At 66.1% G+C, this 26,150-nt stretch carries 25 protein-coding genes and 3 tRNA genes; 16 read left to right on the top strand and 12 right to left on the bottom strand.

Features of this window, described 5'->3' with window-relative positions; all coding sequences use genetic code 11:
• Positions 1-45: 45 nt before the first annotated feature.
• The 5 genes from HLH35_RS03760 to trpB form a co-directional block, all read right to left on the bottom strand.
• Positions 46-1,359 carry a bifunctional folylpolyglutamate synthase/dihydrofolate synthase gene (locus HLH35_RS03760; protein WP_182977848.1) on the bottom strand — a complete coding sequence of 438 codons (1,314 nt, stop codon included), beginning with the start codon at positions 1,357-1,359 and terminating at the stop codon, positions 46-48.
• A gap of 7 nt (positions 1,360-1,366) precedes the next feature.
• Entirely contained in the window at positions 1,367-2,242 is an 876-nt protein-coding gene (gene accD, locus HLH35_RS03765) for an acetyl-CoA carboxylase, carboxyltransferase subunit beta (RefSeq protein WP_182966330.1), read from the bottom strand.
• 119 nt (positions 2,243-2,361) lie between these two features.
• The gene (locus HLH35_RS03770) at positions 2,362-3,117 is read right to left on the bottom strand and encodes a class I SAM-dependent methyltransferase (protein WP_182977849.1); all 756 of its coding nucleotides are present in this window, start codon (positions 3,115-3,117) and stop codon (positions 2,362-2,364) included.
• Between the two features lie 22 nt (positions 3,118-3,139).
• Positions 3,140-3,967, bottom strand: a complete 828-nt coding sequence (gene trpA, locus HLH35_RS03775) for a tryptophan synthase subunit alpha (protein ID WP_182966325.1) — start codon at positions 3,965-3,967, stop codon at positions 3,140-3,142.
• Positions 3,964-5,217 (bottom strand): tryptophan synthase subunit beta, encoded by a 1,254-nt coding sequence (gene trpB, locus HLH35_RS03780; protein ID WP_338029284.1) that lies wholly within the window; start codon positions 5,215-5,217, stop codon positions 3,964-3,966. Before trpB ends, trpA begins: the two co-directional genes overlap by 4 nt.
• A 167-nt stretch (positions 5,218-5,384) precedes the next feature.
• Between trpB and corA the strand changes: the two genes are divergently transcribed.
• Both corA and rho read left to right on the top strand, forming a co-directional pair.
• Complete coding sequence (gene corA, locus HLH35_RS03785; RefSeq protein WP_182977850.1) at positions 5,385-6,359, top strand: magnesium/cobalt transporter CorA; 975 nt, start codon at positions 5,385-5,387, stop codon at positions 6,357-6,359.
• Between the two features lie 239 nt (positions 6,360-6,598).
• Positions 6,599-7,909, top strand: coding sequence for a transcription termination factor Rho (gene rho / locus HLH35_RS03790; RefSeq protein ID WP_182977851.1), 1,311 nt, complete (start codon positions 6,599-6,601; stop codon positions 7,907-7,909).
• A 204-nt stretch (positions 7,910-8,113) separates the two neighbouring features.
• Here rho and HLH35_RS03795 read toward each other — a convergent pair whose 3' ends face one another.
• Both HLH35_RS03795 and HLH35_RS03800 read right to left on the bottom strand, forming a co-directional pair.
• On the bottom strand, positions 8,114-9,085 hold the full coding sequence (locus tag HLH35_RS03795; RefSeq protein ID WP_182977852.1) for a quinone oxidoreductase family protein: 972 nt from the start codon (positions 9,083-9,085) through the stop codon (positions 8,114-8,116).
• Between the two features lie 35 nt (positions 9,086-9,120).
• Entirely contained in the window at positions 9,121-9,594 is a 474-nt protein-coding gene (locus HLH35_RS03800) for a methylated-DNA--[protein]-cysteine S-methyltransferase (RefSeq protein WP_182977853.1), read from the bottom strand.
• A 132-nt stretch (positions 9,595-9,726) separates the two neighbouring features.
• On the opposite strand from HLH35_RS03800, the gene mnmE reads away from it, so the two are divergent.
• From mnmE to HLH35_RS03830, 6 genes are all read left to right on the top strand, one after another.
• Positions 9,727-11,061 carry a tRNA uridine-5-carboxymethylaminomethyl(34) synthesis GTPase MnmE gene (mnmE, locus tag HLH35_RS03805; protein WP_182977975.1) on the top strand — a complete coding sequence of 445 codons (1,335 nt, stop codon included), beginning with the start codon at positions 9,727-9,729 and terminating at the stop codon, positions 11,059-11,061.
• A 14-nt stretch (positions 11,062-11,075) separates the two neighbouring features.
• Positions 11,076-12,938 carry a tRNA uridine-5-carboxymethylaminomethyl(34) synthesis enzyme MnmG gene (gene mnmG / locus HLH35_RS03810; RefSeq protein WP_182977854.1) on the top strand — a complete coding sequence of 621 codons (1,863 nt, stop codon included), beginning with the start codon at positions 11,076-11,078 and terminating at the stop codon, positions 12,936-12,938.
• The gene (gene rsmG / locus HLH35_RS03815; protein ID WP_182977855.1) at positions 12,935-13,567 is read left to right on the top strand and encodes a 16S rRNA (guanine(527)-N(7))-methyltransferase RsmG; all 633 of its coding nucleotides are present in this window, start codon (positions 12,935-12,937) and stop codon (positions 13,565-13,567) included. Before mnmG ends, rsmG begins: the two co-directional genes overlap by 4 nt.
• A gap of 19 nt (positions 13,568-13,586) precedes the next feature.
• Positions 13,587-14,375 (top strand): AAA family ATPase, encoded by a 789-nt coding sequence (locus HLH35_RS03820; RefSeq protein ID WP_182977976.1) that lies wholly within the window; start codon positions 13,587-13,589, stop codon positions 14,373-14,375.
• Positions 14,372-15,265, top strand: a complete 894-nt coding sequence (locus HLH35_RS03825) for a ParB/RepB/Spo0J family partition protein (protein ID WP_182977856.1) — start codon at positions 14,372-14,374, stop codon at positions 15,263-15,265. Before HLH35_RS03820 ends, HLH35_RS03825 begins: the two co-directional genes overlap by 4 nt.
• 85 nt (positions 15,266-15,350) lie before the next feature.
• Positions 15,351-15,426: transfer RNA gene (locus HLH35_RS03830), tRNA-Lys, on the top strand.
• A gap of 169 nt (positions 15,427-15,595) precedes the next feature.
• On the opposite strand, the gene HLH35_RS03835 is transcribed toward HLH35_RS03830, so the two are convergent.
• On the bottom strand, positions 15,596-16,282 hold the full coding sequence (locus HLH35_RS03835; protein ID WP_182977857.1) for an arylesterase: 687 nt from the start codon (positions 16,280-16,282) through the stop codon (positions 15,596-15,598).
• Between HLH35_RS03835 and HLH35_RS03840 the strand changes: the two genes are divergently transcribed.
• Positions 16,281-17,042 (top strand): ABC transporter ATP-binding protein, encoded by a 762-nt coding sequence (locus tag HLH35_RS03840; RefSeq protein WP_182977858.1) that lies wholly within the window; start codon positions 16,281-16,283, stop codon positions 17,040-17,042. The genes HLH35_RS03835 and HLH35_RS03840 overlap by 2 nt on opposite strands.
• Positions 17,039-19,594, top strand: coding sequence for an FtsX-like permease family protein (locus HLH35_RS03845; protein WP_182977859.1), 2,556 nt, complete (start codon positions 17,039-17,041; stop codon positions 19,592-19,594). Before HLH35_RS03840 ends, HLH35_RS03845 begins: the two co-directional genes overlap by 4 nt.
• Positions 19,595-19,668: 74 nt before the next feature.
• On the opposite strand, the gene HLH35_RS03850 is transcribed toward HLH35_RS03845, so the two are convergent.
• Both HLH35_RS03850 and HLH35_RS03855 read right to left on the bottom strand, forming a co-directional pair.
• Positions 19,669-19,744, bottom strand: a tRNA-Ala gene (locus HLH35_RS03850).
• 248 nt (positions 19,745-19,992) lie between these two features.
• A complete protein-coding gene (locus HLH35_RS03855; RefSeq protein ID WP_182977860.1) occupies positions 19,993-20,631 on the bottom strand; it encodes a Maf family protein in 639 nt (212 codons plus the stop codon).
• Positions 20,632-21,062: 431 nt separating this feature from the next.
• On the opposite strand from HLH35_RS03855, the gene hemE reads away from it, so the two are divergent.
• From hemE to HLH35_RS03880, 5 genes are read left to right on the top strand one after another with little or no spacing between them, the layout of a single operon-like run.
• Complete coding sequence (gene hemE / locus HLH35_RS03860) at positions 21,063-22,130, top strand: uroporphyrinogen decarboxylase (protein WP_182977861.1); 1,068 nt, start codon at positions 21,063-21,065, stop codon at positions 22,128-22,130.
• Positions 22,127-22,846 carry an HAD family hydrolase gene (locus HLH35_RS03865; protein WP_182977862.1) on the top strand — a complete coding sequence of 240 codons (720 nt, stop codon included), beginning with the start codon at positions 22,127-22,129 and terminating at the stop codon, positions 22,844-22,846. Before hemE ends, HLH35_RS03865 begins: the two co-directional genes overlap by 4 nt.
• Complete coding sequence (gene hemJ, locus HLH35_RS03870; RefSeq protein ID WP_182966294.1) at positions 22,843-23,292, top strand: protoporphyrinogen oxidase HemJ; 450 nt, start codon at positions 22,843-22,845, stop codon at positions 23,290-23,292. The genes HLH35_RS03865 and hemJ overlap by 4 nt, the downstream gene beginning before the upstream one ends.
• A gap of 37 nt (positions 23,293-23,329) precedes the next feature.
• Positions 23,330-24,214, top strand: coding sequence for an aldose 1-epimerase family protein (locus HLH35_RS03875; protein ID WP_182977863.1), 885 nt, complete (start codon positions 23,330-23,332; stop codon positions 24,212-24,214).
• Positions 24,215-24,217: 3 nt separating this feature from the next.
• Positions 24,218-24,883: an SOS response-associated peptidase gene (locus HLH35_RS03880; RefSeq protein WP_182977864.1), complete on the top strand. Its 666-nt coding sequence runs from the start codon at positions 24,218-24,220 to the stop codon at positions 24,881-24,883.
• Positions 24,884-25,115: 232 nt separating this feature from the next.
• Here HLH35_RS03880 and HLH35_RS03885 read toward each other — a convergent pair whose 3' ends face one another.
• Positions 25,116-25,460 (bottom strand): hypothetical protein, encoded by a 345-nt coding sequence (locus HLH35_RS03885; RefSeq protein WP_182977865.1) that lies wholly within the window; start codon positions 25,458-25,460, stop codon positions 25,116-25,118.
• Positions 25,461-25,638: 178 nt separating this feature from the next.
• Positions 25,639-25,714 (bottom strand) — tRNA-Ala (locus HLH35_RS03890).
• Between the two features lie 127 nt (positions 25,715-25,841).
• Between HLH35_RS03890 and HLH35_RS03895 the strand changes: the two genes are divergently transcribed.
• Positions 25,842-26,150, top strand: a complete 309-nt coding sequence (locus HLH35_RS03895) for a YggT family protein (protein WP_182977866.1) — start codon at positions 25,842-25,844, stop codon at positions 26,148-26,150.

Raw genomic sequence — 26,150 nt, forward strand, 5'->3', positions numbered from 1 at the left:
AAGAGTCTTTTTGCTTCTTTTTCTTCAGAAAAAGAAGACCTTAACTCAACGAGCGACCCAACCGTCCTGCGCCAAGACAACCCCCGCCAGATACAGGCTGCCGCAGATCACTACCCGCCCCGGACCATCCGCCCCTTCGGCCAGACGCGCCAACGCGGCCCGCACGGTGGGGCCAGGGATGGCGCGGCCCGAAGACGCCGCCACGATCGCCTCGACCGGCAATGCCAGATGCTGGCCGGGCTCGGCCACCGCCTGGACGCTGGCGGCCTGCTCCAGCAGGGGGGCGAGAAAGCCCGTGGCATCCTTGGTCTGCTTCATGCCAACCACCAGATGAACCGGACGATCGGACCAGCCGGCCAGCATGTCGGCCAGCGCATGGCCGGCACCGGGATTATGCCCGCCATCCAGCCACAGTTCCCAGCCGGGCGGCAGCAGGGCGGCCAGCGCGCCATCCAGCCGTTGCAGACGGGCCGGCCATTCGGTGTGGGCAATGCCTGCCCAGGCCGCATCCGGCACTTCTAGTCCGCTAGCCCGTAACGCAGCCACCGCGAGCCCGGCATTGTCCACCTGATGCGGCCCCGGCAAACCGGGAGCCGGCAGGTCCAACACGCCCTGCGCGTCCGCATAGCGCAGGCCGCCTGGTGCCGGCGCGATCTCCCAGTCCACGTCACGCACCAGCAGGCGCGCACCGCATTCCGCTGCCTGGGCCCGCAAAACGGCCATGGCCTCGGGTGCCTGATAGCCGGTCACCGCCGGCACGCCGGGCTTCATGATCCCGGCCTTCTCGGCAGCGATCGCGGCCAGGCTGTTGCCCAGGAAAGCCTCGTGATCCATCGAAATCGACGCGATCGCGCAGGCAGCGGGCCGTGCGAGCACATTGGTGGCGTCGAAACGGCCACCCAGCCCGACCTCGATCACCGCCAGACGGGCAGGATGGTGGGCGAACAGGACGAAACCGGCGGCAGTCAGAACCTCGAATACCGTGATCGACGCGCCGTCATTGACACGCTCGACCTCCTCCAGCACCGCCACCAGTTCGTCGGTCGAGACGATACGACCGGCAACGCGGAAGCGTTCCGTCACATCCACCAGATGCGGCGAGGTCATGACATGCACCGGCCAGCCGGCCGCCTCGCCGATGGCGCGCAGATTGGCGCAGGTACTGCCCTTGCCATTGGTGCCGGCAACGTGGATCACCGGCGGCAGATGCTGTTCCGGATGGCCCAGGCGCGCGAGCAAGGCCTCCAGCCGGCCTAATGACAGGTCGATCAGGGCCGGATAGAGCTGGTTGAGCCGCTCCAGCACCGCGCCGGCACGACCGACGAATTCCGGCCCCAGCGCCGTCGGCGAGGTCGCCATCGACGGATCAGGCCGCCGGGCGGAGCGGCGTTGCACCCTGCCGATGGTTGAGTAGGCCGATCAGCCGGCCCAGCATGGCCGGCAGGTCGGCGCGCTTGGTCACCATGTCGATCATGCCGTGATCCAGCAGATATTCCGCCCGCTGGAAGCCCTCGGGCAGCTTCTCGCGCACCGTATCCTCGATCACGCGCGGGCCGGCGAAGCCGATCAGGGCATTGGGCTCGCTGATCTGCACGTCGCCCAGCATGGCGAACGACGCCGTGACGCCGCCGGTGGTGGGGTTGGTCAGCACGACGATATAGGGCAGGCCGGCATCGCGCAGCATCTGCACCGCCACCGTGGTGCGCGGCATCTGCATCAGGCTGATCATGCCCTCCTGCATGCGCGCACCGCCCGAGGCGGTAAAGACGACCAGCGGCGCCTTCTGCAGGATCGCCAGCCGCGCCGCCGCCACGAAGGCCTCGCCCAGCGCCGCGCCCATGGTGCCGGCGATGAATTCGAACGCCATCACGGCCACCACCGCGTCATGCCCGCCGATCTTGCCGTGGGCCACGGCCATGGACTCGTCCAGCTGCGACTTCGCGCGCTCGTCCTTCAGCCGGTCGGTATAGCGCTTGCGGTCGCGGAACGAGAGCGGATCGACCACCACCTTGGGCAGGTCGATCCGCGTACAGGCGCCCTCGTCGAACGTCCAGGCAAACCGCTCGGCCACCGTCGCGCGCATATGATGGCCGCAATGCGGGCAGACATTCAGGCCCTTCCGCAGGTCCTTCACCAGGATCATCTGGCTGCAGGATTCGCAGTTGGTCCACAGATTGTCCGGCACCTCGCGCTTGAGCAGACCGCGGATCTTGGGGCGGACGTAATCGGTCAGCCAGCTCATCACATCACTCCATCACACAAGGCGCACACGGGCCCCCGGAAACCCGCCTTCTTACAATCAGGGTCCTGGAAAGGCCAGATGGTTCTCTGGTTACAGCAGACAAGCGTGAAGAGGGAAATTCAGGCCGGCTCAGCCAGGAAGCGCGCGACGTCCAGCATGAAGCTGCCGTCTTCTTCCACCCCGAACAGCCGAATGACCTCTTCCGGCGCCGCCTGCTGCAGCGAGCGGATCGCCGCAACCCGCTCCGGCGGCGTCTTCGTCCGCGCCACCCAGCTTGCGAACGCCATACGCAGGCGATGCGTGCCCAGTTCCCGGACGGCGAAGCCCGCCCCGGCCAGCAAGGCCGCCCATTCCGCGACCGCATAGTCACGCACATGCGACACGTCACGCAGCAGTTCCAGCGTCTGCAACCAGCTATCGCCCAATGCGGATGCAGGGGCCGTCACGTCGATGAACAGGGCGACACCCGAGGGTGCCAGCACACGCCGCGCCTCGCGCAGTCCGGCAGCCGCGTCGGTCCAGTGATGGGTCGTGAACCGGCAGAACACCGCGTCGAACCCGCCATCCTCGAACGGCAGACGTTCGGCGGGGGCACGCACCGTCGAGATATTCGACAGGCCCCGCCGGGCCGCCTCCTGCGTCACGGCATCCAGCATCTGCTGGGTCAGGTCGCAGGCCACGACCTCCGCCACATGCGGGGCCAGCCGGTAACTGACATGGCCACCGCCGCAACCAAGATCCAGCACGCGGCGCAATCCCTTGCCCGCGACCAGCCGCTCGATCGCCTCCAGGTCCGCTCCCTCGGCATGGACGGCGCTGGTCACGTAATCCGGGGCGCGGGTGCCGTAATGCTGTGCGGCGTAGGGCTGGGTCATCTTGCGATCCTGCAGAACCCCCTCACGCCTTCCGTGCCGAGCGCACGGCCTCAGCCAGCGCCGAAAGCTGTGCCAGCACGCGCGGCAGGGTGTCGGGCGTCGCGCGGCCCTGTTCGTCCAGCGAATCTTCCAGCGTAGCGATCAGGGCCGAGGCCACCACGGCGGCATCGGCAGCACGGACGGCAGCGGCCGCCTGTTCGGGCGAGCGGATACCAAAGCCGATCGCCACCGGCAGGTCGGTCGCGGCGCGCAGGCGCGGCAGGGCCGCCGCCAGTTCGTCGCTGCTGGCGGTACGCGTGCCGGTCACGCCAGTAATGCTGACATAATAGATAAAGCCAGACGCATGGCCGCAGACCACGGGCAGGCGCACATCGTCGGTGGTAGGCGCCACCAGGCGGATGATGTCCAGCCCGGCCTCCACCGCCGGCCCATCCAGCAGGTCGGCTTCCTCGGGCGGCATGTCGACCACGATCAGCCCGTCCACCCCGGCACGCGCGGCGTCGGCACAGAAGCGGGCATGGCCGTAGGCCTCGATCGGGTTCAGATAGCCCATCAGGATGATCGGCGTGTCGGCATCGTCCTCGCGAAAGCGGGCCACCATCTCCAGCACGCGCACCATGCTGGACCCCGCCTTCAGCCCCCGGCGTGCCGCCAGTTGGATGGTCGGGCCGTCGGCGCTGGGATCGCTGAACGGCACGCCGATCTCGATCAGGTCGGCCCCCGCTCCCGGCATGGCACGCAGCAGCGCCAGAGAGGTGTCGTAGTCCGGATCACAGGCCTGCAGGTACGGGATCAGGGCACCGCGCCCCTGTTCCTTCAGGGCAGCGAAGCGGCGGGCGATGCGGCTCACAATGTCACTCCCAGATGTGCGGCGACGGTGAAGATATCCTTGTCACCCCGGCCGGAGATATTCACCACCAGCAGCGTCTCGGGGCTGAGCGTGGGGGCAATGACAGCCGCATGCGCCAGGGCATGGGCAGATTCCAGCGCCGGGATGATGCCCTCGGTCCGCGTGCAGAGCTGGAAGGCGTCGAGCGCCTGGTCATCGGTCGCGCCGACATACTCCACGCGCCCGATATCGGCCAGCCAGGAATGTTCCGGCCCGATGCCGGGATAGTCCAGCCCGGCGCTGATCGAATGGGCCTCGTCAATCTGCCCGTCTTCATTCTGCAACAGGTAAGTACGGTTGCCATGCAGCACGCCCGGCCGCCCGCGCAGGATCGACGCCGCGGTCTCACCGCTGTCCAGCCCCCGGCCTGCGGCCTCGACCCCGATCAGACGCACTGACGGATCATCGAGGAAGGGATGGAAGATGCCCATCGCGTTCGACCCGCCACCGATGGCAGCCACGATCACATCCGGCAGCCGCCCTTCGGCCTCCTGCATCTGGACGCGGGTTTCCTCCCCGATCACGGACTGGAAATCACGGACCATCTGTGGGTAAGGGTGGGGTCCGGCCACGGTGCCGACGAGGAAATAGGTGTCGCGGACATTGGTCACCCAGTCGCGCATCGCCTCGTTCATCGCATCCTTCAGCGTGCCGGCGCCGGAGGTCACGGGCACGACCTCGGCGCCCAGCAGGCGCATGCGGAACACGTTGGGCTTCTGCCGCTCGACGTCGGTGGCACCCATGTAGATGGTGCATTTCAGCCCGAACAGCGCACACACCGTGGCTGTGGCAACGCCATGCTGACCGGCCCCGGTCTCGGCCACGATGCGGCTGCGGCCCATGCGGCGGGCCAGCAGGATCTGGCCCATGACGTTGTTGAGCTTGTGCGAGCCGGTATGGTTCAGCTCCTCGCGCTTCATGTAGATGCGCGCGCCGCCCAGTTCCTCGGTCAGGCGGCGGGCGAACCAGAGCGGGCTGGGGCGGCCCACATAATCCTTCAGGTAATAGTCCAGTTCCGTGCGGAAGGCGGGGTCGGCCTTGGCCGCCGCATAGGCCGCATCCAGTTCCAGGACCAGGGGCATCAGCGTCTCGGCCACGAACCGGCCGCCGAAGATGCCGAAGCGGCCGCGCGGGTCCGGCCCGGCACGCAAGCTGTTGGGCAGCGCCTCTGCCACGCTGCGTTCCGCTCCGCTGGTATCTGCTGCGCTCACGTCGTTCTCCGGACCCGATTAGATGCAGGATATCGGGTGTTCTGGACCGCATGGCGGAAAATTACCAGCCTCGTCTCCACCCGGGAGAAGACGCCCGGGTGAATTGACAGGCAGCGTAGGCCCCCCGATACGAAAGCCAGGCGGGGAAGCGGAGAAAGACAGCATCCATGTTTGTTGCCCATTGTCCCGGTCAGGTACCTCGGCCGATCGTCACCGATGCCGACGCCACCGGCGTTGCCTGGCTGGATCTGCTGGACCCGACGCCGGATGAACAGGCCCTGGCGGCCAGGATTACCGGCCAGCGCATCCCGACCCGCGCCGACCTGGAGGAAATCGAAAGTTCCTCGCGCCTGTTCATGGAAGACGACGCCGTCTATCTGTCGACACCGCTGGTCCGGCGCATCCAGGACGATTTCTTCGTCTCGCCGGTCGGCTTCGTGCTGATGCGTGATCGGCTGCTGACGATCCGCTTCACCGAATTCTCGTCATTCGACCTGATCGCGAAGCAGATCACCGCCAGCAAGGAGACCTACAGCGGGGACGAGGTCTCGGTCCTGCTGCTGGAGGCGGTGGTCGACCGCATGGCTGATATTCTGGAGCATCTGGGCCAGTCGCTGGATACGCTGTCGCGCGACGTGTTCCAGGCGGACCAGCCGCGCCAGGCCGGCCGGGCCGACCAGATGCTGCGGTCGCTGCTGCGCCGGGTGGGGCGGTCGGGCGACCTGGCATCGTCGGTGCGCGACAGCCTGCTGGGCATGGAGCGGATCGCGATCTTCGTCAGCGAGAACAAGAAGCACGATCTGTCGGAAAAGCTGCGCGACCGGATGAGCACGGTGGCGCGCGACATCGTGTCGCTGAACGATTTCGTGTCCCAGATCTCCAACAAGGTCCAATTCCTGCTGGATGCCACGCTCGGCTTCATCAGTATCGAGCAGAACAACGGCATGAAGATCCTGACCGTGGTCAGCTTCATCGGGGTCGCACCCACGCTGGTCGCCGGGATCTACGGCATGAATTTCCACGATATTCCGGAGCTGAACTGGAAATACGGCTACTGGTATTCGCTGGCGCTGATGGCAGCGACGATCATCATCCCGCTGCTGTGGTTCTGGCAGAGGGGCTGGCTGGCCCGAGGCCGCTAGAACCTGCCCGTCAATGCCTGCCGGCGGCGACCCGACGCCCGGCCTTGACCGTTCGGGACGATTTCCTTATGATTTGGCCGTCGCCGGCGGGCTTTCGTCTGCCGGACGATCCCTTCGTATGGAACGTTGCTGGCCACTTTTCCGGTTTATCCGGTTTTCTCTGGCAGGCGCACTGATGCGCCACTTCCAGGCCGATCGTTTCCCCCCCGTCTATGACCTGCCCATCCAAGGCAACCTGAATGCATCTCGCCGAACTCAAGGCCAAAACCCCCGCGGACCTTCTGGCGTACGCCGAAAGCCTGCAGATCGAGAACGCATCGTCCCTGCGCAAGCAGGACATGATGTTCGCCATCCTCAAGACCCTCGCCGATAACGACCAGGCCATTCATGGCGAGGGGACGCTGGAAATCCTGCCCGACGGGTTCGGTTTCCTGCGCTCGCCCGAGGCCAATTACCTGCCCGGGCCGGACGATATCTATATCTCGCCCAGCCAGGTGCGGCGCTTCGGCCTGCGGACTGGCGACACGGTCGAGGGGCAGATCCGCGCCCCGCGCGACGGTGAACGCTATTTCGCGCTGCTGAAGGTCAACACCATCAATTTCGAGCCGCCCGAGGCGGTCCGTCATCGCATCAATTTCGACAATCTGACGCCGCTCTACCCCGAGCGCCGGCTGAAGATGGAAGTCGAGAGCGACGCAGTGGGCGGCGAGCCCGAAAAAGGCGGCAAGGGCACCAAGGGCGGCAAGGGCCAGACCAAGGATTTCACCCCAAGGGTGATCGACCTGGTCTCGCCGATCGGTATGGGCCAGCGCGCCCTGATCGTCGCCCCGCCGCGCACCGGCAAGACCGTGATGCTGCAGAGCATCGCCTCGTCCATTTCGGCCAACCATCCGGAAGTCTTCCTGATCGTGCTGCTGATCGACGAGCGGCCCGAGGAAGTGACCGACATGGCGCGTTCGGTGCGCGGCGAAGTCGTGTCCTCGACCTTCGACGAGCCCGCGACCCGGCACGTCCAGGTGACGGAAATGGTGCTGGAGAAGGCCAAACGGCTGGTCGAGCACAAGCGCGACGTGGTCATCCTGCTGGATTCCATCACCCGCCTGGCGCGCGCCTACAACACCGTCGTCCCGTCATCGGGCAAGGTGCTGACCGGCGGTGTGGACGCCAACGCCCTGCAGCGCCCCAAGCGCTTCTTCGGCGCGGCGCGCAACATCGAGGAAGGCGGGTCGCTGACCATCATCGCCACCGCGCTGATCGATACCGGCAGCCGCATGGACGAGGTGATCTTCGAGGAATTCAAGGGCACCGGTAACTCGGAACTCATCCTCGACCGCAAGCTGGCCGACAAGCGCACCTTCCCGGCCATCGACATCACCAAGAGCGGCACCCGCAAGGAAGAATTGCTGGTCGAACGCTCGGAACTGTCGAAGATGTGGGTCCTGCGCCGCATCCTGGCGCCGATGGGCACCATGGACGCGATGGACTTCCTGCTGGACAAGCTGAAATACAGCAAGACCAACAGGGATTTCTTCGACGCGATGAATACCTGAAGACAAGGAAGCAGGGGCCGGAGCGATCCGGTCCCTGTTTTTTATTGGTGAGGGTGTTTCCGTTCTTTTTTGAAAAAAAGAACCAAAAAACTTTTGAACTTTCAGGTCTCGTTCTGAGACGAAGACCTGCCCACCACGACATTCCAAAACGAACAAAAGTCTTTTTGCTTCTTTTTCTTCAGAAAAAGAAGAACTCTTCCCCCATCAAGGCAACAGGATCGTACTCCCGGTCGTCGCCCGAGATTCCAGCGCCGTCTGCGCCGCCCCGGCCTCAGCCAGAGCAAAACGCTGCCCAATCCGCACCGTCAGCACCCCCTGGATGATCAAATCGAACAATTCCTTGGCCCCCGCCAGCAGGGCTGAACGCTGGGCAAGATAAGTCGTCAGCCCCGGCCGTGTCAGATACAGGCTGCCGCGCGTGGCCAGCATGCCGACCGAAATGCCCGTGACCTCGCCCGACGCATTGCCGTAGCTGACCATCAGCCCACGCGGCGCGAGGCAATCGAGACTGGCGACGAACGTATCCTTGCCCACGCTGTCATAGACCACGGGCACCATGGCGCCGTCCGTCAGCTTGCGCACGCGCGCGGCCAGATTGTCATGCCCGATCAGGATATCGGCCGCACCGTTCTGCCGCGCCAGTTCGCCCTTTTCCTCGGTCGACACCACGCCGATCACCCGCGCACCGATATGCCGCGCCCATTGGCACACCAGTAGCCCCACGCCACCGGCTGCCGCATGAACCAGAATCGTCTCGCCAGGTTGGACGGCATGGACCTCGCGCAACAGCATATGGGCCGTCAGACCACGCAGCATGCAGCCTGCCGCGATATCGAACGGGATATCCGGCGGCAACGGCACGACACGATCGGCGGCGATGGTGCGGCATTCACCATAGGCGCCCAGGGCCGTAGGATAGGCCACCCGGTCACCGGGCTCGAAATCGGTCACCCCCGCGCCGGCAGCCATGACGACACCAGCACCCTCCATCCCCAGGATGGCCGGCAGAGAGGGCACCTTGTACAGGCCGGTGCGGAAATAGATGTCGATGTAATTGACGCCGATCGCCTCCTGCCGGATCAGGATCTCGCCCCGGCCGGGCACGGGCGTGGGCAGCGTCTCCAGTTGCAGAACCTCGGGGCCGCCATAGCCGTGGATGCGGATTGCCCTGTACATCGCCTGTATCCCTCTTCCTGTTCTGTCCGGCCGTATCAGGCGTGCGCGTCCGCCAGGGCGGGGATGGGAGCCCGCTCCAGTTCCAGCAGATAGATCTTGTCCGCCAACCCGCCATCGCCAGAATAGCCGCCCAGCCCCTGGGTGGAGACAACGCGATGGCAGGGGATCAGGATCGGAATCGGATTGGCCCCGTTGGCCTGGCCGATGGAACGGGGCGAACCGCCGACCTGAAGGGCCAAGTCGCGATAGGTGCGGGTTTCGCCCAACGGGATCGCACGCAGCGCCTGCCACACGGCCTGGCGGTACGGCGTGCCATACGGGGCCAGCGGCAGGTCGGCGAAATCGTCCGCCGCGCCATCAAAATAGGCGTCGAGCCGATCGCAGGTCTGCCGCAGCAACGGGGTCTCATCCTGATCGCGCCCCCAGCCCCAATCCAGGGCGACGATCGCGCCATCTTCCTCGGTCAGGGTCAGATCCCCGATGGGCGAGTGCATCGAAAGCTGCGGCATACCGGTCGTCCGTCCCTTTGATCCTGTATCCCGCACCATATCGGGACTGTCTGGTATTTTGTACTCTTCCGCCACAGGTTGCGACATGCAAGAGCGGCGAGCAGACGCCCCATGACGACAGGAACAGACACGATGCCCTCCGAACGGCCCCCGGCACGGACAGAACCCGATGCGCCGATCTTTGCCCTGGCCAGCGGAGCAGGGCGCGCGGCCATCGCGGTCATGCGCCTGACCGGTGCGGGATGCGGCGAGATCCTGCGCCGGCTCTGCGGCACGCTGCCCGCACCACGCCGGGCCACGCTGCGCGGATTGCGGCACGGAGCGGGCGATGCCGAACCTATCCTGCTGGACCGGGCGCTGGTGCTGTGGTTCCCCAGCCCGCACAGCTATACCGGTGAAGACAGCGCGGAGCTGCACCTGCATGCAGGGCCGGCCGTGATTGCCGCCGTGGCCGACGCGCTGGTGGCGCTCGGCGCCCGGCCGGCCGAACCGGGTGAATTCACCCGCCGCGCCTTCATGCGCGGCCGGCTGGACCTGATCGAGGCCGAAGGCATTGCGGACCTGATCGACGCCGAAACCGAAGCCCAGCGCCGCCAGGCGCTGGAGCAGGCCGACGGCACGCTGAGCCGCCTGTATGACGGATGGGCAACACGGCTGCGCACAATGCTCGCCCATCAGGAAGCATTGATCGACTTCCCGGACGAGGACCTGCCACCCGAAATCGAACAGGCGCTGATGGACGAACTGCGCAGCCTGACCGGCGAAATGCGCGCCCATCTGGACGATGGCGGACGGGGCGAGCGCCTGCGGAGGGGCCTGCTGTTTGCCATTGTCGGCGCGCCCAATGTCGGCAAGTCCAGCCTGCTGAACAGGCTGGCCGAACGGGACGTGGCCATCGTCTCGCCGCGCGCCGGCACCACCCGCGATGCGATCGAGGTGCGGGTGGTATTGGGCGATGTGCCCGTGACCCTGATCGACACTGCGGGCCTGCGCGAGACCGAGGACGAGATCGAAGCCGAGGGCGTGCGCCGCGCCCTGTTTCACGTGAAACAGGCGGACTGCGTGGTCGGCATGTTCGACGGCGACACACCGCCCGACGATCTACCCGCCAATGCCATCCTGGTCCGCAACAAGATCGACCTGAAACCCATGGTCGCAGGTCCACCCGACGCCATCGCCATCAGCGTGCGCGAAGGGATCGGGATCGAGAGTCTGACCAATTCACTGGCCGATCGGGCCCGTGCCCTGACGGCGGCACAAGCCGGGCCGCCGCTGACGCGGGCACGCCATCGCGCCGCGATTGAAGAAAGCGCTGGCCATCTGGCCGCCGCACTGGATATGCACTGGCCAGAGATGCGGGGCGAAGAAATGCGGCTGGCGATGCGCGCCCTGGGGCGCCTGACGGGCGCGGTCGGGGTCGAGGATCTGCTGGATACCGTCTTCGGCCAGTTCTGCATCGGCAAGTGAGGGAGCAGGCAAGGGTGGCTGGCGAATACGACGTCATCGTCATTGGCGGGGGGCATGCGGGGTGTGAGGCTGCGGCGGCTTCGGCCCGGTGCGGCGCGCGCACGCTGTTGCTGACGCATCGGCGGGACACGATCGGCGCCATGTCCTGCAACCCCGCGATCGGCGGCATCGGCAAGGGCCACCTGGTGCGCGAGATCGATGCGCTGGACGGGCTGATGGGCCGCGCCGCCGACCGGGCAGGGATTCATTTCAAGCTGCTGAACCGCTCCAAGGGGCCGGCCGTCCATGGCCCGCGCGCGCAGGCCGACCGCTCGCTCTATCGGCGCGCCATCCAGGAGCTGCTGGCCGAGACCGCGAATCTGGACATCGCGGAAGGCGGGGCAGGTGATCTGATCGTCGATGATGCTGGACAGGTGGCCGGCGTGGTGTGCGAAGACGGGCGCCGCATCGCGGCCGGCGCGGTGGTGCTGACGGCCGGCACCTTCCTGCGCGGCGTGATCCATATCGGCCATGACAGCCATCCGGCCGGCCGGGTCGGGGAAGCGCCGGCCCAGGCACTGGGCGAACGGTTGCAGGCGCTGGGCCTGCCGATGGGCCGGCTGAAGACCGGTACGCCGGCGCGGCTGGACCGCAGCACGATCGACTGGGACAGCCTGGCCGAAGACAAGGGCGATGCCGAACCCGAACCGTTCAGCCGCCTGACCGGCGCGATCGACAACCCGCAACTCTCATGCCGGATCACCGCCACCACGGCGCAGACCCATGCGCTGATCCGCGAGCATCTGCATCTCTCGGCCGTCTATGGCGGCGCCATTGCCGGGCGCGGCCCGCGTTACTGCCCCTCGATCGAAGACAAGGTGGTCCGGTTCGCCGAACGCGACAGCCACCAGATCTTCCTCGAACCCGAAGCGCTGCCGGGGAATGAGGGCGGGGACCTGGTTTATCCCAACGGTATCTCGACCAGCCTGCCGGCCGACATCCAGGAGAAGATGATCCACTCCATCCCCGGTCTGGAACGCTGCCGCATCGTGCGGCCCGGCTATGCGGTGGAATATGATTATGTCGATCCGCGCGCCCTGAGCCCGACGCTGGAACTGACGGCACTCCCGCGCCTGTTCCTGGCCGGCCAGATCAACGGCACGACCGGATATGAGGAAGCCGGCGCACAGGGAATCCTGGCCGGGCTGAACGCGGCACGCCGCGCCGGGGGCGGGCAGGGTGTGACCATCGATCGCGGCACCGCCTATCTGGGCGTGATGATCGACGATCTGACCACCCAGGGCGTATCCGAACCCTATCGGATGTTCACCTCGCGCTCGGAATATCGACTCAGCCTGAGGGCCGACAATGCCGATCTGCGCCTGACCGGCCTGGGGATCGGCTGGGGCTGCGTAGGCGCCGAGCGCACGCGCCTGTTCGAAGCCGACCGCACCGCCATCGATACGGCGATGCAGCGCGCGGGGCAGGAGAGCTTCCTGCCCGACGGCTTGCAGCAGGCCGGCATCGCCGTCTCCGCCGACGGGCGCCGGCGCACATTGCTGGACGTGCTGGCTACAGCCGCCACGCCGGACCAAGTGGCGCGGGTCGCCCCATGGTTCGCGGGCCTTTCCCCACGCGTCCGCCGCCATGTCGAAACCGAAGCCCGCTATAGCGGCTATCTGGCCCGCCAGGCGCGCGAGATCCGGCAATTGGAGGCCGAAACCCGCATCGCCCTGCCGCCCGATCTCGATTACCGCCATATCGGCGGCCTGAGCAGCGAGATGCAGGAACGTCTGGCCTCGGCCAAACCCGCCAGCTTCAGCGCCGCCCAGCGCATTCCCGGTGTCACGCCCTCCGCGCTGATGGCACTGCTGGCCCATATCAGGCAGGTGGCATGATGTTTCACGTGAAACCCGAAACCGTCGCCGAACTGCCAGCCGATCTCGGCCCGCGGCTGGAATGCTTCGCCGAGATTCTGACCCGCTGGAACGGCCGCATCAATCTGGTCTCGCCCCGCGACCTGCCACATCTGTGGGACCGCCACATCGCGGACTCGCTGCAACTGGCATCGCTGATCCCGCCCGGTGCGCGCCTGGCCGATCTGGGTTCGGGCGGGGGGTTCCCCGGCCTGATCATCGCGATCGCGACCGACGCCGAGGTGACGCTGATCGAATCCGACCAGCGCAAGGCGGCCTTCCTGCGCGAGGCCGCGCGGGCGGCAGGCGCACGCGTCACCGTGCTGGCGCGACGGATCGAAGAGGTCGACATCCCGCCGGTGCAGGTCGTGACCGCCCGCGCGCTGGCCGCCCTGCCGCAATTGCTGGAATGGAGCAGCCGCCTGCTGGCGCCCGATGGGTTTTGCCTGTTCCTGAAAGGCAGAAATGTCGACGATGAGTTGACCTCGGCCGCCGCCGACTGGCACATGGCAGTATCCCGATTGCCAAGCCGCACCAACGCGGACGGTACCATTCTCAAACTGGGTGAAATCACGCGTGCCAGACACTCAGAACGCGCAACGGGCCCCTGACGCCGCGCGCGCTTCCTGCATTCTTGCCCTCGCCAACCAGAAAGGCGGCGTGGGTAAAACAACCACGGCCATCAATCTGGCCGCCGGACTGGCCGAACGCGGCCTGTCCGTCCTGCTGGTCGACCTCGACCCGCAGGGCAATGCCTCGACCGGTCTGGGCGTCGGTTACGACGCAAGGCGACAGGGCACCTATGCCCTGCTGATGGACGATGTCGCGATGGCCGACCTGGCCCAGGACACCGAAATTCCCGGCCTGAAGATCATCGCCGCCGATACCGAACTGGCCGGCGCCGAGCTGGAACTGGTGATGATGGACCGGCGCGAATTCCGCCTGCGCGACGCCATCACCCGTGCCGCCAGCGGTTTCGACGTGGTCCTGATCGATTGCCCGCCCAGCCTGGGGCTGCTGACGCTGAACGCGCTGGTGGCGTCCGACGGCGTGATCGTGCCGCTGCAATGCGAATTCTTCGCGCTCGAAGGCATCAGCCAGCTGGTCCGCACCGTCGACCGGGTACGCCGCGCCTTCAATTCCGACCTGCATGTCGCGGGCATCGTGCTGACGATGTACGACCGGCGCAACAATCTGTCGGAACTGGTCGCCGCCGACGCGCGCAGCTTCTTCGGCGAACAGGTGATGGAAACGCTGATTCCGCGCAATATCCGCATCTCCGAGGCCCAGAGCCACGGGCGCTCGGTCATGGCCTATGATGGCCGGTCCAGCGGCGCCATGGCCTATCAGGCCCTCGCGGACGAGGTGATCGCCCGGAACGGTCTGAAGACTCCCAGAAAGAAGAAGGCGCGGGCATGAGCACCAAGAAAGACCAGACACGTCCGCGCCTCGGCCGGGGCCTCGCGGCCCTGCTGGGCGACCAGGCTCCCGCCGCCATCGCCCGCGTCTCGGGCCGGACGGAGCAGGACCGCACCGGCACGCTGGGGGTGGACCAGTTGGAGCCCGGACCGTTCCAGCCGCGCCAGGTGATGGAGCCCGAGGCCCTGGCCGAGCTGGCGGATTCCATCCGCACGCGCGGCATCCTGCAACCGATCCTGGTCCGCCCGCACCCCGAGCGCGCAGGCCATTACCAGATCATCGCCGGAGAACGCCGCTGGCGCGCGGCACAGATGGCGGCCCTGCACGAGGTGCCGGTCCATATCCGCGCGCTGGACGACGGCGACGCCATGGCCGCCGCCCTGGTCGAGAACCTGCAACGCGCCGACCTGAATGCCGTGGAAGAGGCCGAGGGCCTGCAACGGCTGCTGCAGGATTACGGCCTGACGCAGGAAGAGCTGGCCGGCGCGCTGGGCAAGTCGCGCTCGCACGTCGCCAACATGGTGCGGCTTCTCAACCTGCCGCAGCCGGTGCGCGCCGCCCTGCGCGACGGCCGGCTGACGGCGGGCCACGCCCGCGCGCTGCTGGGCCACCCCGACCCGGTCGCGGCCCTGAAGACGGTGCTGGAGCAGGGGCTGAATGTCCGCCAGACCGAAGCCCTGGTCCAGAAAGCCGTCCGCCAGTCAGCAAAGTCCGCTCTGGCCGAAAATGCCGAACGCAAGAACCCCGAAATCCAGGTTCTGGAACGCGACCTCACAGCCCGGCTGGGCCTGAAGGTCCAGATCTCGTTTGACGGGCGCGGCGGAGCCATCCGTATCCTCTATCAGTCGCTGGATCAGTTCGATACCGTACTTGCACGTCTGAACAGCTGAGAATGCAGGACATTTTTTCGATAAAACCGCTTGCCCTCATCCCCTGACGCTGTTAGAAGCGCGTCACCCGAGAGGGACACTCCATGGGCGCATAGCTCAGTTGGTAGAGCAGCTGACTCTTAATCAGCGGGTCCAAGGTTCGAGTCCTTGTGCGCCCACCATGGAGCCTTCGGAAATCCCTGACAAAACGAAGCGTCTTCCCTTCTTTTTCTGAAGAAAAAGAAGAAAAAAGACTTTGAATCGTTCTGGGCCGTCGCCTGTCCCCAGCACAAAACTCCTGAACGAATCAGAATTTTTTGGTTCTTTTTTGCAAAAAAGAACAGAAACCCCTCACGGCCGACGCGCCAGCCGCTCCACCAAAGGCACCATCCGCGCCACGATAACGGCGACCCCGGCGGGGTTGGGATGGATATGATCCGCCTGTTCCAGCTCCGGATGCGCCGCCACGCCATCGAGGAAGAACGGGTCCCACAGTATACCGGGCCGATGCGACAGGCGCTCGAACACGGCGCGGAAGGACTGGCTGTAACCCGCCCCCATATTGGGCGGCGCATACATGCCCGACAGCAGCACCGGCAGATGGGCCTGCTGCAGCCGGTCCAGGATCGCCGTCAGGTTCTGTTCCATCCGTGCCGGGTCCAGCCCGCGCAGCCCGTCATTGCCGCCCAGTTCCACGATCACCGCGTCAGGGTTATCGCCCAGCGCCCAGTCCAGCCGCGCCAGGGCATCGGTGCTGGTATCGCCCGAGACGCCGCCATCCAGGATCGTGATCGCATCGCCGCGCGCATCCAGCGCCGCCTGAAGGCGCGGCACGAAGCCGTCCGCGTGCGCCAGCCCGTATCCGGCAGTCAGGGAATCGCCCAGCGCCAGAATCCGCACCGGGCGATCGGCCGCGTGACAGGGCGAGATAAAGACAGCCCACAGACAGGCCAGCAGAAGCGGAAAAACCGTTCGGGCCCCATGCCGGCGCCGTGTAGCGTGCAGGCAGGACCATACCCTGTGGGAAGGAAAACGCATGGACGGCGACGGGCTCCCGAATGGACGGACGACGCTGGTCGAGGCACAGGATCTGTGGCTGACAGTGCCGGCCCGTGCCAGTGCGGTCAATCCACGCCGGGACGGCGAGGCCGGGCAGGGGGCATTGACGATCCTGCACGGGGTCAACCTGCGCGTGGCAGAAGGCGAGGCACTGGGCATCATCGGGCCTTCCGGATCGGGCAAGACGTCCTTGCTGATGCTGCTGGCAGGCCTGGAACGCCCGACACGCGGCACGATCCGCATCGCCGCCACCACGCTGGGCGACCTGAACGAAGACGCGCTGGCCCGTTTCCGGCGCGAGACGATGGGCATCGTCTTCCAGTCCTTCCAGTTGATCCCCACCATGACAGCGCTGGAAAACGTGCTGGTGCCGCTCGAACTGGCCGGCCGCCCCGACGGCGCCACCGCCGCCCGCACGGCACTGGATGCGGTGGGGCTGGGGCACCGGCTGGATCACCTGCCGGCCGAACTCTCGGGCGGCGAACAGCAGCGCGTGGCACTGGCCCGCGCCTTCGTCACCCGGCCGCGCCTGCTGCTGGCCGACGAGCCGACCGGCAATCTGGACAGCCGCACCGGTGCGGCGGTGATGGACCTGCTGTTCAGCCTGCAACGGCGATACGGCACCACACTCGTCCTGATCACCCATGATCCGGCCCTGGCGGCACGCTGCGACCGCCGCCTGCGCGTGGATGATGGACACGTCACCACCGACCACCCGATGCGGGAGCCCACCTCGTGAGCCAGTGGCGCCTGGCCGCCCGGCTGGCGTGGCGCGACCTGCGCGGCGGCATCGGCGGAATGCGTATCGTGCTGGCCTGCCTGGCGCTGGGGGTGGCCACCATCGGCGGGGTGGGCGGCCTGCGCGACATGATCCGCGACGGCATCGCCGGCGAGCAGCGCACCCTGCTGGGCGGCGACCTGTCGATCGAAAGCAGCGATCCGCTGCCCACCGAACTGGCCGTTTTCGCGACCGCGCACGGAGCCCGGGTGTCGGGGGTGCTGCGCATGCGCTCGATGCTCTACGCGCCGCGCGGCGCGGGTCAGGCCGATGCCCGGATGCTGGTCGAACTCTCGGCGGTCGATGATTCCTATCCGCTGGTCGGCACAATCGCGCTCACGCCGCAGGCTCCTCTCAATCGAGCCCTGGCGCCGGATCACGGCCTGCCCGCCCTGCTGGCCGACCCGCTGGTGATCGACCGGCTGGGGCTGAAGGTCGGCACGATCGTGCGGATCGGCACCGCCCGCTTCCATGTCGCCGGCAGCCTGGACCGCACCCCGGACGGCGCCGGCACGGTGACGCTGGCGCCCACGGTCATGACCACCCGCTCGGCCCTGGACGAAGCCGGACTGATGCAGCCGGGCGCCCTGGTCAACCACGCGCTGCGCCTGGCGCTGGATGGGCCGGCGGCAGAGCGGCCGGCCCGCGCCCACGCAATGGCCGCCGCGATCACCGCCCGCTTCCCGGACCAGGGGTGGCGTATTCGTGGCGAGGCCGACGCGGCCCCCGCCTTGACCCGCACCGTGGACCAGATGGCCCGCTTCCTGGCGCTGATCGGATTATGCGCCCTGCTGCTGGGCGGCCTGGGGGTCTCGACCGGCGTCGCCGCCTGGCTGGAGGGACGGGGACGGACGATTGCCATCCTGCGCTGCCTCGGCGCCTCGGGGCCGCTGATCCGGCGCACATTCGGCCTTCAGATCGCCGCCCTGTGCGGTATCGGCATCGGCGCCGGCATGGTGCCCGCCCTGTTGCTGCCGCCGTTGGCCGCACGCATGCTGAGCGGCCTGCTGCCGATCGAAACGACAATGGTGCCGCCGCTTCTGCCCGTGCTGACGGCCGGCCTGTTCGGCGTGCTGGTCGCCCTGCTGTCGGTGATCGTGCCGCTGGCCCGCGCCTGCGCCATCAGCCCGGCCTCCCTGTTCCTCGAACAGATCCAGCGCGGAACAATGCGCGTGCGGTCCTGGCGCGTCGGCACGGCATTGATCCTGTGCGTGATCCTGGCAGGGGTGCTGACGGTCCGGCTGGCGGACAGTCCACTCTTCGCCGCAGGCTTCCTTGCCGTCGTCCTGTTCGCCGCCGGCATCCTGGTCCTGGCCGGCACGACACTGCGCTGGGGTGTGTCCGCCCTGCTGGCGCGGCTGGATACGGCGCGGGGCGTGCCGAGGCTGGCGCTGGCGCTGTCTGCCCATCGCAATGCGACGACCACGCGCATGGTGACCGCACTGGGGGCCGGACTGGCGGCCATGGCCGCCATCCTGCTGACCGAGGGCGCGATGATGGCACAGTTGCGCGACCAGATGCCGCATAACGCCCCTGCCTTCTATTTCATCGATATCCAGCCCGGCGATCTGGACCGGTTCGACAGTCTGGCCAAGGCCCAGCCATCGGTTCGCGCGGTCCAGCAACTGCCTTCGATGCGCACGCGCGTCGTCGCGGTCGACGGCGTGCCGGCCGAACGGGTCAACGCCACGCCGCAGACGCGCTGGGCCCTGCGCGGCGATCACGGGCTGACCGTGGCGGCAACGCCGCCACCCGGCACTAGGCTGGCCGAAGGCACATGGTGGCCGGCCGATTATGACGGGCCCCCCCTGCTGTCGCTGGATGCCGGGCTGGCGCAGGGGTGGGGTGTGCAGGTCGGTTCCACCATCCGGCTGAACGTGCTGGGCCGCGCGATCGACGTCCGGGTTGCGAACCTGCGTGCCGTCGCCTGGCGATCACTCCAGCTCAATTTCGCGTTCGTCGTCTCGCCGGGCCTGCTGTCGCACGCGCCCCATACGTTCGTGGCCACGCTGGCCACCGACGGCCGCGCCGATCAGGATGCGGCCACGCTGGCCGCCATCACGGATGCGCTGCCCGGCGTGACCGGTATCCGCGTCGCCGATGTGCTGGCCCGGCTGACCGCACTGGCCGGGCAGATCGCCACGGCGCTGAGCGTCGCGGCCTCGATCATCATGGCGTCGGGGGCGCTGGTCCTGGCGGCGACCCTGGCCGCAGGCTGGCGCCAGCGGGTCGCCAATGCCGCCATCCTTCAGGCAGTGGGCGCGGGGCCGCGCCAGATCCGCACGATCTGGCTGATCGAATTCACGCTGCTGGGGCTCGTGGCCGGCATCTCGGCCATCCTGCTGGGCGCATCGGCCGCCTGGCTGGTCATGCGCCAGGTCCTGCAACTGCCATGGACGGCGGACTGGACGGCGGTGGGGGGCATGATGATCGGGACTCTGGCAGCCACGAGCCTGTGCGCGATGCTGGTCTGGAACCGGGCGCTGCGGCCCTTGCGGGGCAGGACACGATAATGGGCCAGGAAACGCTGCGTTTTCTCAGCCCGGCGTCATGATCAGATTGTCTGGAAAAATGGGCCGGAAGGGATTGGTGGAGCCAATCGGAATCGAACCGACGACCTCCTGAATGCCATTCAGGCGCTCTCCCAACTGAGCTATGGCCCCGTCCAACCGGCCCGCGCCGTCAGCGATGACGTGCGGGTGGGCGGGGTATAGCTGTGCCCTGTTTCCTTGGCAAGCCCGTCCGTGGATTTTTTCCGCCGTGTCGGGGGAAGGGAAGTTCCCTTCTTTTGTCTTCCGAAAAAGAAGCAAAAAGACTTTTAATCGTTCAGGAACATCGCGTGTTCCCAGCACAAGGCTCCTGAACGAATCAAAGTTTTTTGGTTCTTTTTTTTCAAAAAAGAACAGAAACCCTACGCAAGAACCACCCCATGCTGGCGCAGAAACCCCAGCAGCGGCAGCAGAGGCAGCCCCAGAATAGCCGCATGCTCGCCCGTCACCCGCTCGAACAGGTGAATGCCCGGCCCTTCCAGCCGATAGGCCCCGACCGAGGACAGGACGGCTTCGCCTTCCAGATCCAGATAGGCATCGAGGAAGGATTCGGAAAACCGCCGCATGGTCAGTTCCGGCCGGGCGACATGCTGCCAGATCACCTGCCCGTCGCGCATCACCACCACCGCGCTGTGCAGCACATGTGCCCGCCCGCGCAGGTTCAGCAACTGGGCCCGCGCCGCTGCCCGGTCGGCGGGCTTTTCGAACCATACGCCGTCGCATTCCAGGATCTGGTCGGCACCGATCACCACGCAATCGGGCTCGTGGATGCGCCGCGCCTTGAGTTCGGCGAGCAGCAGCGCGCAGTCGCCGGCCGACAGGCCCTCGGCGCGTGCCGATTCCCGCACCGTGGCTTCGTCGATGCGGGCAGGGCGGGTTTCGACGCGGATTCCGGCCTGTTCCAGCAGGTTGCGCCGGGTGGTGGACTGGCTGGCCAGTACTATCCGGGGCGACTCGGCCTGTAGAAGAGTCGCGATTAGTACTAATGACGAGTCGCTCATGCGCCGGCTCTCCGTACTGAAAAAAAGAAACCCTGTGATCGGACCGAACGAGTACTGGGGTACATGGGGATAGTACTCCAGACGCTTCTTGATCGTACCGAGTACCGTGGACAACCCTCACAGCCGCCGACACGGTGGGTTGTACACAGCCCCTTGTCGGCACATTCGGGATAACTCATCTAACCTTATGAATCCCTGTGTGAATGAAACTGTACACCTTGTGGGAAAGACGGGGTACGTTTTTGGAAATGCGGGTACCCCGTCATCCACAGGGCCTATTAACCTCATCAGCGTTTCTTTCTTCTTATTTCATGTTTAGAGGTTGGTCCGGAAATCTGGTGACGGCGTACCGGACCTTGATGTGCGGTCCTGTCATCCCCGAGAAAAGTACGGGATAGTCCCGAGATGAACGATGTGACGGCGGACAGGCGATGACGGACACAGGCAAACCCCTTCTGCGGGTCCTACAGGGCGAGGCCGTGTGGCCCCCGCCGCTCTGGCTGATGCGCCAGGCCGGCCGCTACCTGCCGGAATTCCGGGCCCTGCGCGATCAGGCGGATTTCATCACCCGCTGCATGACGCCCGATCTCGCGACCGAAATCACGCTACAGCCGATCCGGCGCTACGCCATGGACGGGGCGATCCTGTTTTCCGACATCCTGATCCTGCCCTGGGCAATGGGCCAGTCGCTGGAGTTCGTGCACGGCACCGGGCCCGTGCTGGGGCCGATCCGCAGCCAGGCCGATCTCGACCGGCTGGACCCGAAGCGGGTGCCCGAGGCGACGGCACCGGTGATGGAAACCCTGACGCGCCTGCGCGGCATCCTGGACGGTCCGGATACAATCGGCGCCGCGCAGGGCGGCCGCACCACATTGCTGGGCTTTGCCGGCGCGCCGTTCACCGTGGCGTGCTACATGGTCGAAGGCCATGGATCGCGGGAGTTCGACGCCACGCGCGGCATGGCCTATGCCGATCCGCTGCTGTTCGACCGGCTGATGGCCCGCCTGACCGAGGCGACCGCCGAAATGCTGGTGGCGCAGATCGATGCCGGGGCCGAGGCGGTGATGCTGTTCGACAGCTGGTCGGGCCTGCTGCCACCGAGCCAGTTCCGCCGCCACGTGATCGCGCCCACCCGCGCCATCGTGCAGGAAATCCATGCCCGCCGGCCCGGCGTGCCCGTGATCGGTTTCCCGCGCCTGGCCGGGGTGATGGCGACGGAATATGCGCGGGAGACCGGGGTGCGGGTCATCGCGCTGGATACCGGCGCGGACATGAATGCGATGCGCGGCCTGCTGCCCGACAATGTGGCGCTCCAGGGCAATCTCGACCCGCTGCTGCTGCTGGCGGGCGGCGATGCGATGACGCAGGAAGCCCGTGCCATCCGCGACGCGATGAAGGGCCGGCCGCATGTCTTCAATCTCGGCCACGGGGTGGTGCCGGCAACGCCGCCCGAGCATGTGGGCAAACTGGTGCGGGCAGTCCGGGAGGTCGGGCCATGAGCCTGGACGCGCTGCCCAAGGCCGTTCGTCCGGATGGGCGGCTCCGCCTGGTGATTTTTGATTGCGACGGCGTGCTGATCGACAGCGAGGGCCCGTCCTGCCGGCTGGTGGCGCAGGAATTGCGCCAGATCGGCCTGGACTATGGTGACGAGGAAGCGGTGCAGCGTCTGGCCGGACGGGCCCTGACGCGTATCAAGGTCGAAGCCGAGGCAGAGACCGGCCGCAAGCTGCCCGACGACTGGGCGACGATCGTGCAATACAAGCTCGTCGACCTGATGCGTGAAGAGGCACGCGTCATCGACGGCGCGCACGATATGCTGACGGCGGTGATCGGGCTCGATCTGCCGGTCCGGGTTGGCTCCAATTCCTCGATCGCCGAGATGGATGTAAAGTTTGCGCGCACCGGCCTGGATCAGTTCGTAGCCGATCGGGTCCACTCGGCGCGCGACATGGGCAAGCCGAAGCCCGATCCGGCCGTCTATCTGCATGCGGCCGAAACCGAAGGCGTGCCGGCGGACGAATGCGTCGTGCTGGAAGATACCGATACCGGCGCCAGCGCCGCGCGGGCCGCCGGGATGGCCTGCGTGCTGCTGCGTCCGCTCGACCTGCCGGCACCGGATTGGCCGGGCCTGTTCCGGATCGGGCATCTGTCGGAATTCGCCCCCTTCCTGGAGCGGATTCAGGCCGCCCAGGCAGCCCATGGAGCCCGGTCTTGATCCTGGGATTCCTGCCCTGGCTGGCATGGTTCAAGGCGCTGCACGTGATGTCGCTGATCGCGTGGATGTCGGGCATGTTCTATCTGCCGCGCCTGTTCGTCTATCATTGCCAGGCCGCGCCCGGTTCGGCCGAAAGCGCGCGCTTCAAGGTGATGGAACGCAAATTGCTGCGCCAGATCATGAACCCGGCCATGATCAGCACCTTTCTGTTCGGCACCCTGCTGGTGCTCACACCCGGCACTGTCGATTGGCATGCCGGCTGGTGGTATCTCAAAATTGTCTCGGTGCTCGGCCTGGCCGGCTTTCATGGCGCATGCGCGCGCTGGCGCCGCGACTTCGCGGAAGACAGAAACACGCGGCCGGAAAATTTCTATCGTGCGGCGAACGAAATTCCGACCATCCTGATGGCTGTTGTGGTGATCATGGTGATTGTCCGCCCGTTCTGATCGTCAAACACACGGGCCGGCATACGGAGGAAATGCGATGACGGATCATGTCTTCGGTTCGGACCGGATTACGGCCCGCGTTGCCGGACACGGCGCGGAATTGCAGTCGCTGGTCGACGGGGTCGGGCAGGAACGTCTGTGGGCCGGGCTGCCGGCCTGGCCCCGGCGCTCTCCGGTGCTGTTTCCCATCGTCGGTCGCCTGCCGGACGATACGGCCTGGATCGATGGCCGACCCTTTCGCCTGACCCAGCATGGTTTTGCGCGTGATCGCGCTTTTGCATGGCAGGACCGCCGGCCTGACGGATGCACGCTGGTCCTGACCGACGATGCAGACAGCAGAACGATTTTTCCGTTCCGCTTCGAACTGGCGCTGGATTATCAGGCCGTGGGCGATACGCTGCATGTGCGCTACCGGCTGCATAATCCCGACCCGGTTCAGGTCCTGCCGGCCTCGCTGGGCGCGCATCCGGCCTTTGCCTGGCCACAGCGCCGGGGCGTGGCCAGGCAGGACCATGTGCTGACCTTCGACCAGCCCGAACCCACGCCGATCCGGCGGATTGACGGCGGCCTGCTCCAGCCCACGCCATTTCCCTCGCCGATCGTCGGGCAGACGCTCGCCTTATCCGACGATCTGTTCATCGACGATGCAGTGATCATGGATGCACCGGCCAGCCGCAGCGTAAGCTTTCACGCACCGGACGGAACAGGCGTGACGCTGGCCTGGGAAGGGTTTCGCGAACTGGGATTATGGACCAAGCCGGGGGCCGATTTCCTGTGCATCGAACCCTGGTACGGTTTTGCGACACCCCAGGGTTTTTCAGGCGAATTCACGAACAAGCCCGGCCTGCTGCATATCGGTCCCGGCGAGGAATGGCATGGGGCATGGTCGGTTGCCGTCGATTTGGGCTCCGCGTCCACCTGAACGATGTGCGGACGGTTCGCCAATACCCTGTCGCTGGAGCGGATGCGGCAGGCCTTCCATATCGCGGGCTCCGCGCCGGACTGGCTGCCCTCATGGAACATCGCGCCCCGTCAGCCCGTGGCGGTGGTGCGCCGCCATCCGGTCAGCCTCGATCTGCGGCTGGATCTGCTGTTATGGGGGCTGGTTCCCAACTGGGCGCACGACATGGGCCGGCAGCCGATCAATGCGCGGGCGGAAACCGTTGCGACGTCCGGCATGTTTCGCGCCGCCTTTCGCTCCCGCCGCTGCCTCGTCCCCGCGACGGCCTATTACGAATGGCAATCCGGCCCATCCCCCCGGCAACCATGGGCCTTCGCCCGGCGCGACGGCCAACCCCTGGCCCTGGCCGCGATCTGGGAATCCTGGGAATATGAAGGCGATATCCTGCGCAGCTTCGCCATCGTGACCACGCAGGCCAATGCGGCAACCCGGCCCATTCACGAACGCATGCCCGTCCTTATCGCGGACCAGGATCGCGATGCCTGGTTCGGCGCCCCACCCGCAATCGCACAACAATTGCTGGCCCCGGCACCTGCCGACATGTTGCGGGCGTGGCGGGTCGGCACACGGGTCAACAAGGTCGGCCATGACGGGCCGGATCTTCTGGACCCGGTCGATGGCGAAGTCTGAAAATCTTATGGATCAGTAATTATTTTTATAAAAATGGTCATCGCACACGATGGTTTTTCTCGAACATTGAAGCGGTAGTCGTTCTTTTTTGAAAAAAAGAACCAAAAAACTTTTGATTCGTTCAGGAGCCTTGGGCTGGGGGCATGCGATGTCCCTGAACGGATCAAAGTCTTTTTGCTTCTTTTTCTTCAGAAAAAGAAGATGCGCTCTTCACGCAGGCAGACTTCCCCCGTCAGTGCCCAGTAAAAAAATCCCTGGTATCTTTCGCCGCGTTCGATCCCCAGTGACCGACCTTGCGGCCGGTCTTTTCGGTCCATTGTCCCGTGGCGTGGGCGGCATCGACCGTGCCGTTGCGTACCGTGTTCCAGCTTTTCGTGCCGGTCTTCCTGCTCCATCGCGCCGTGCCCTGCGCGGCATTGACGGTTCCGTTGCGCACCGTCCGCCAGTCTTTCGCGGCGGCCTGGCAGGTTTGCGACTGGCATGACGACGACTCGGCCGCGATGGCCCGAGGGGCTGCCACCACCAGCATTCCCGCAATCACGAATGCGTTGGCCTTGCTGAAAAATCCACGTTTCACCCGAATGGCTCCCTGTGTGTCCTCAGTTCTCTCCTGTGTAGCACCGGATCGGCGCGAGGATAGGGCACCGGAGACTCTCCGGCGTGAACGACCACAGGGCACACGGCCGCACGCGCGGGACAAACAGCGTCCAGCCAGAGAAATTTTCAGTGATGAATCAGGGGATTGTCCAGGCAAGTGGTGGAGCTGAGGGGAATCGAACCCCTGACCTCCTCATTGCGAACGAGGCGCTCTCCCAACTGAGCTACAGCCCCACTGCCTGACGGGGTGGATAAATAGCGGGTGCAGGATGTTTGTCAAGCGCGTTTGGACCCGGCCGGTGTTGTATGCTCCGGTAGGCTTCGATAGACTCGCCGCCCGTCCAATGCAGGGATCATCACGTTGCTCACGCTTATCTTCGGCCTGCTGCTCAATGTCATCAGGCTCTATACATGGGTGGTCATCATTTCCTGCGTGTTCAGCTTTCTGTACGCATTCGGTGTCCTGGATACCCGTAGCCAGATGGTCTGGTCGATCGGCCGGTTCCTGGATCGGCTGACCGAGCCGGCGCTGCGGCCGATCCGCCGCATCCTGCCCGCCACCGGCAATATGGATTTCAGCCCGCTGGTGCTGCTGCTGCTGATCCAGTACGTGCTGACACCGCTGATCAGGCAGCTTTACTACACGATGGCGTTCAACTCGGGATTCTGA

Source organism: Gluconacetobacter asukensis (genome assembly GCF_014174375.1).
GTDB classification, from domain to species: domain Bacteria; phylum Pseudomonadota; class Alphaproteobacteria; order Acetobacterales; family Acetobacteraceae; genus Gluconacetobacter; species Gluconacetobacter asukensis.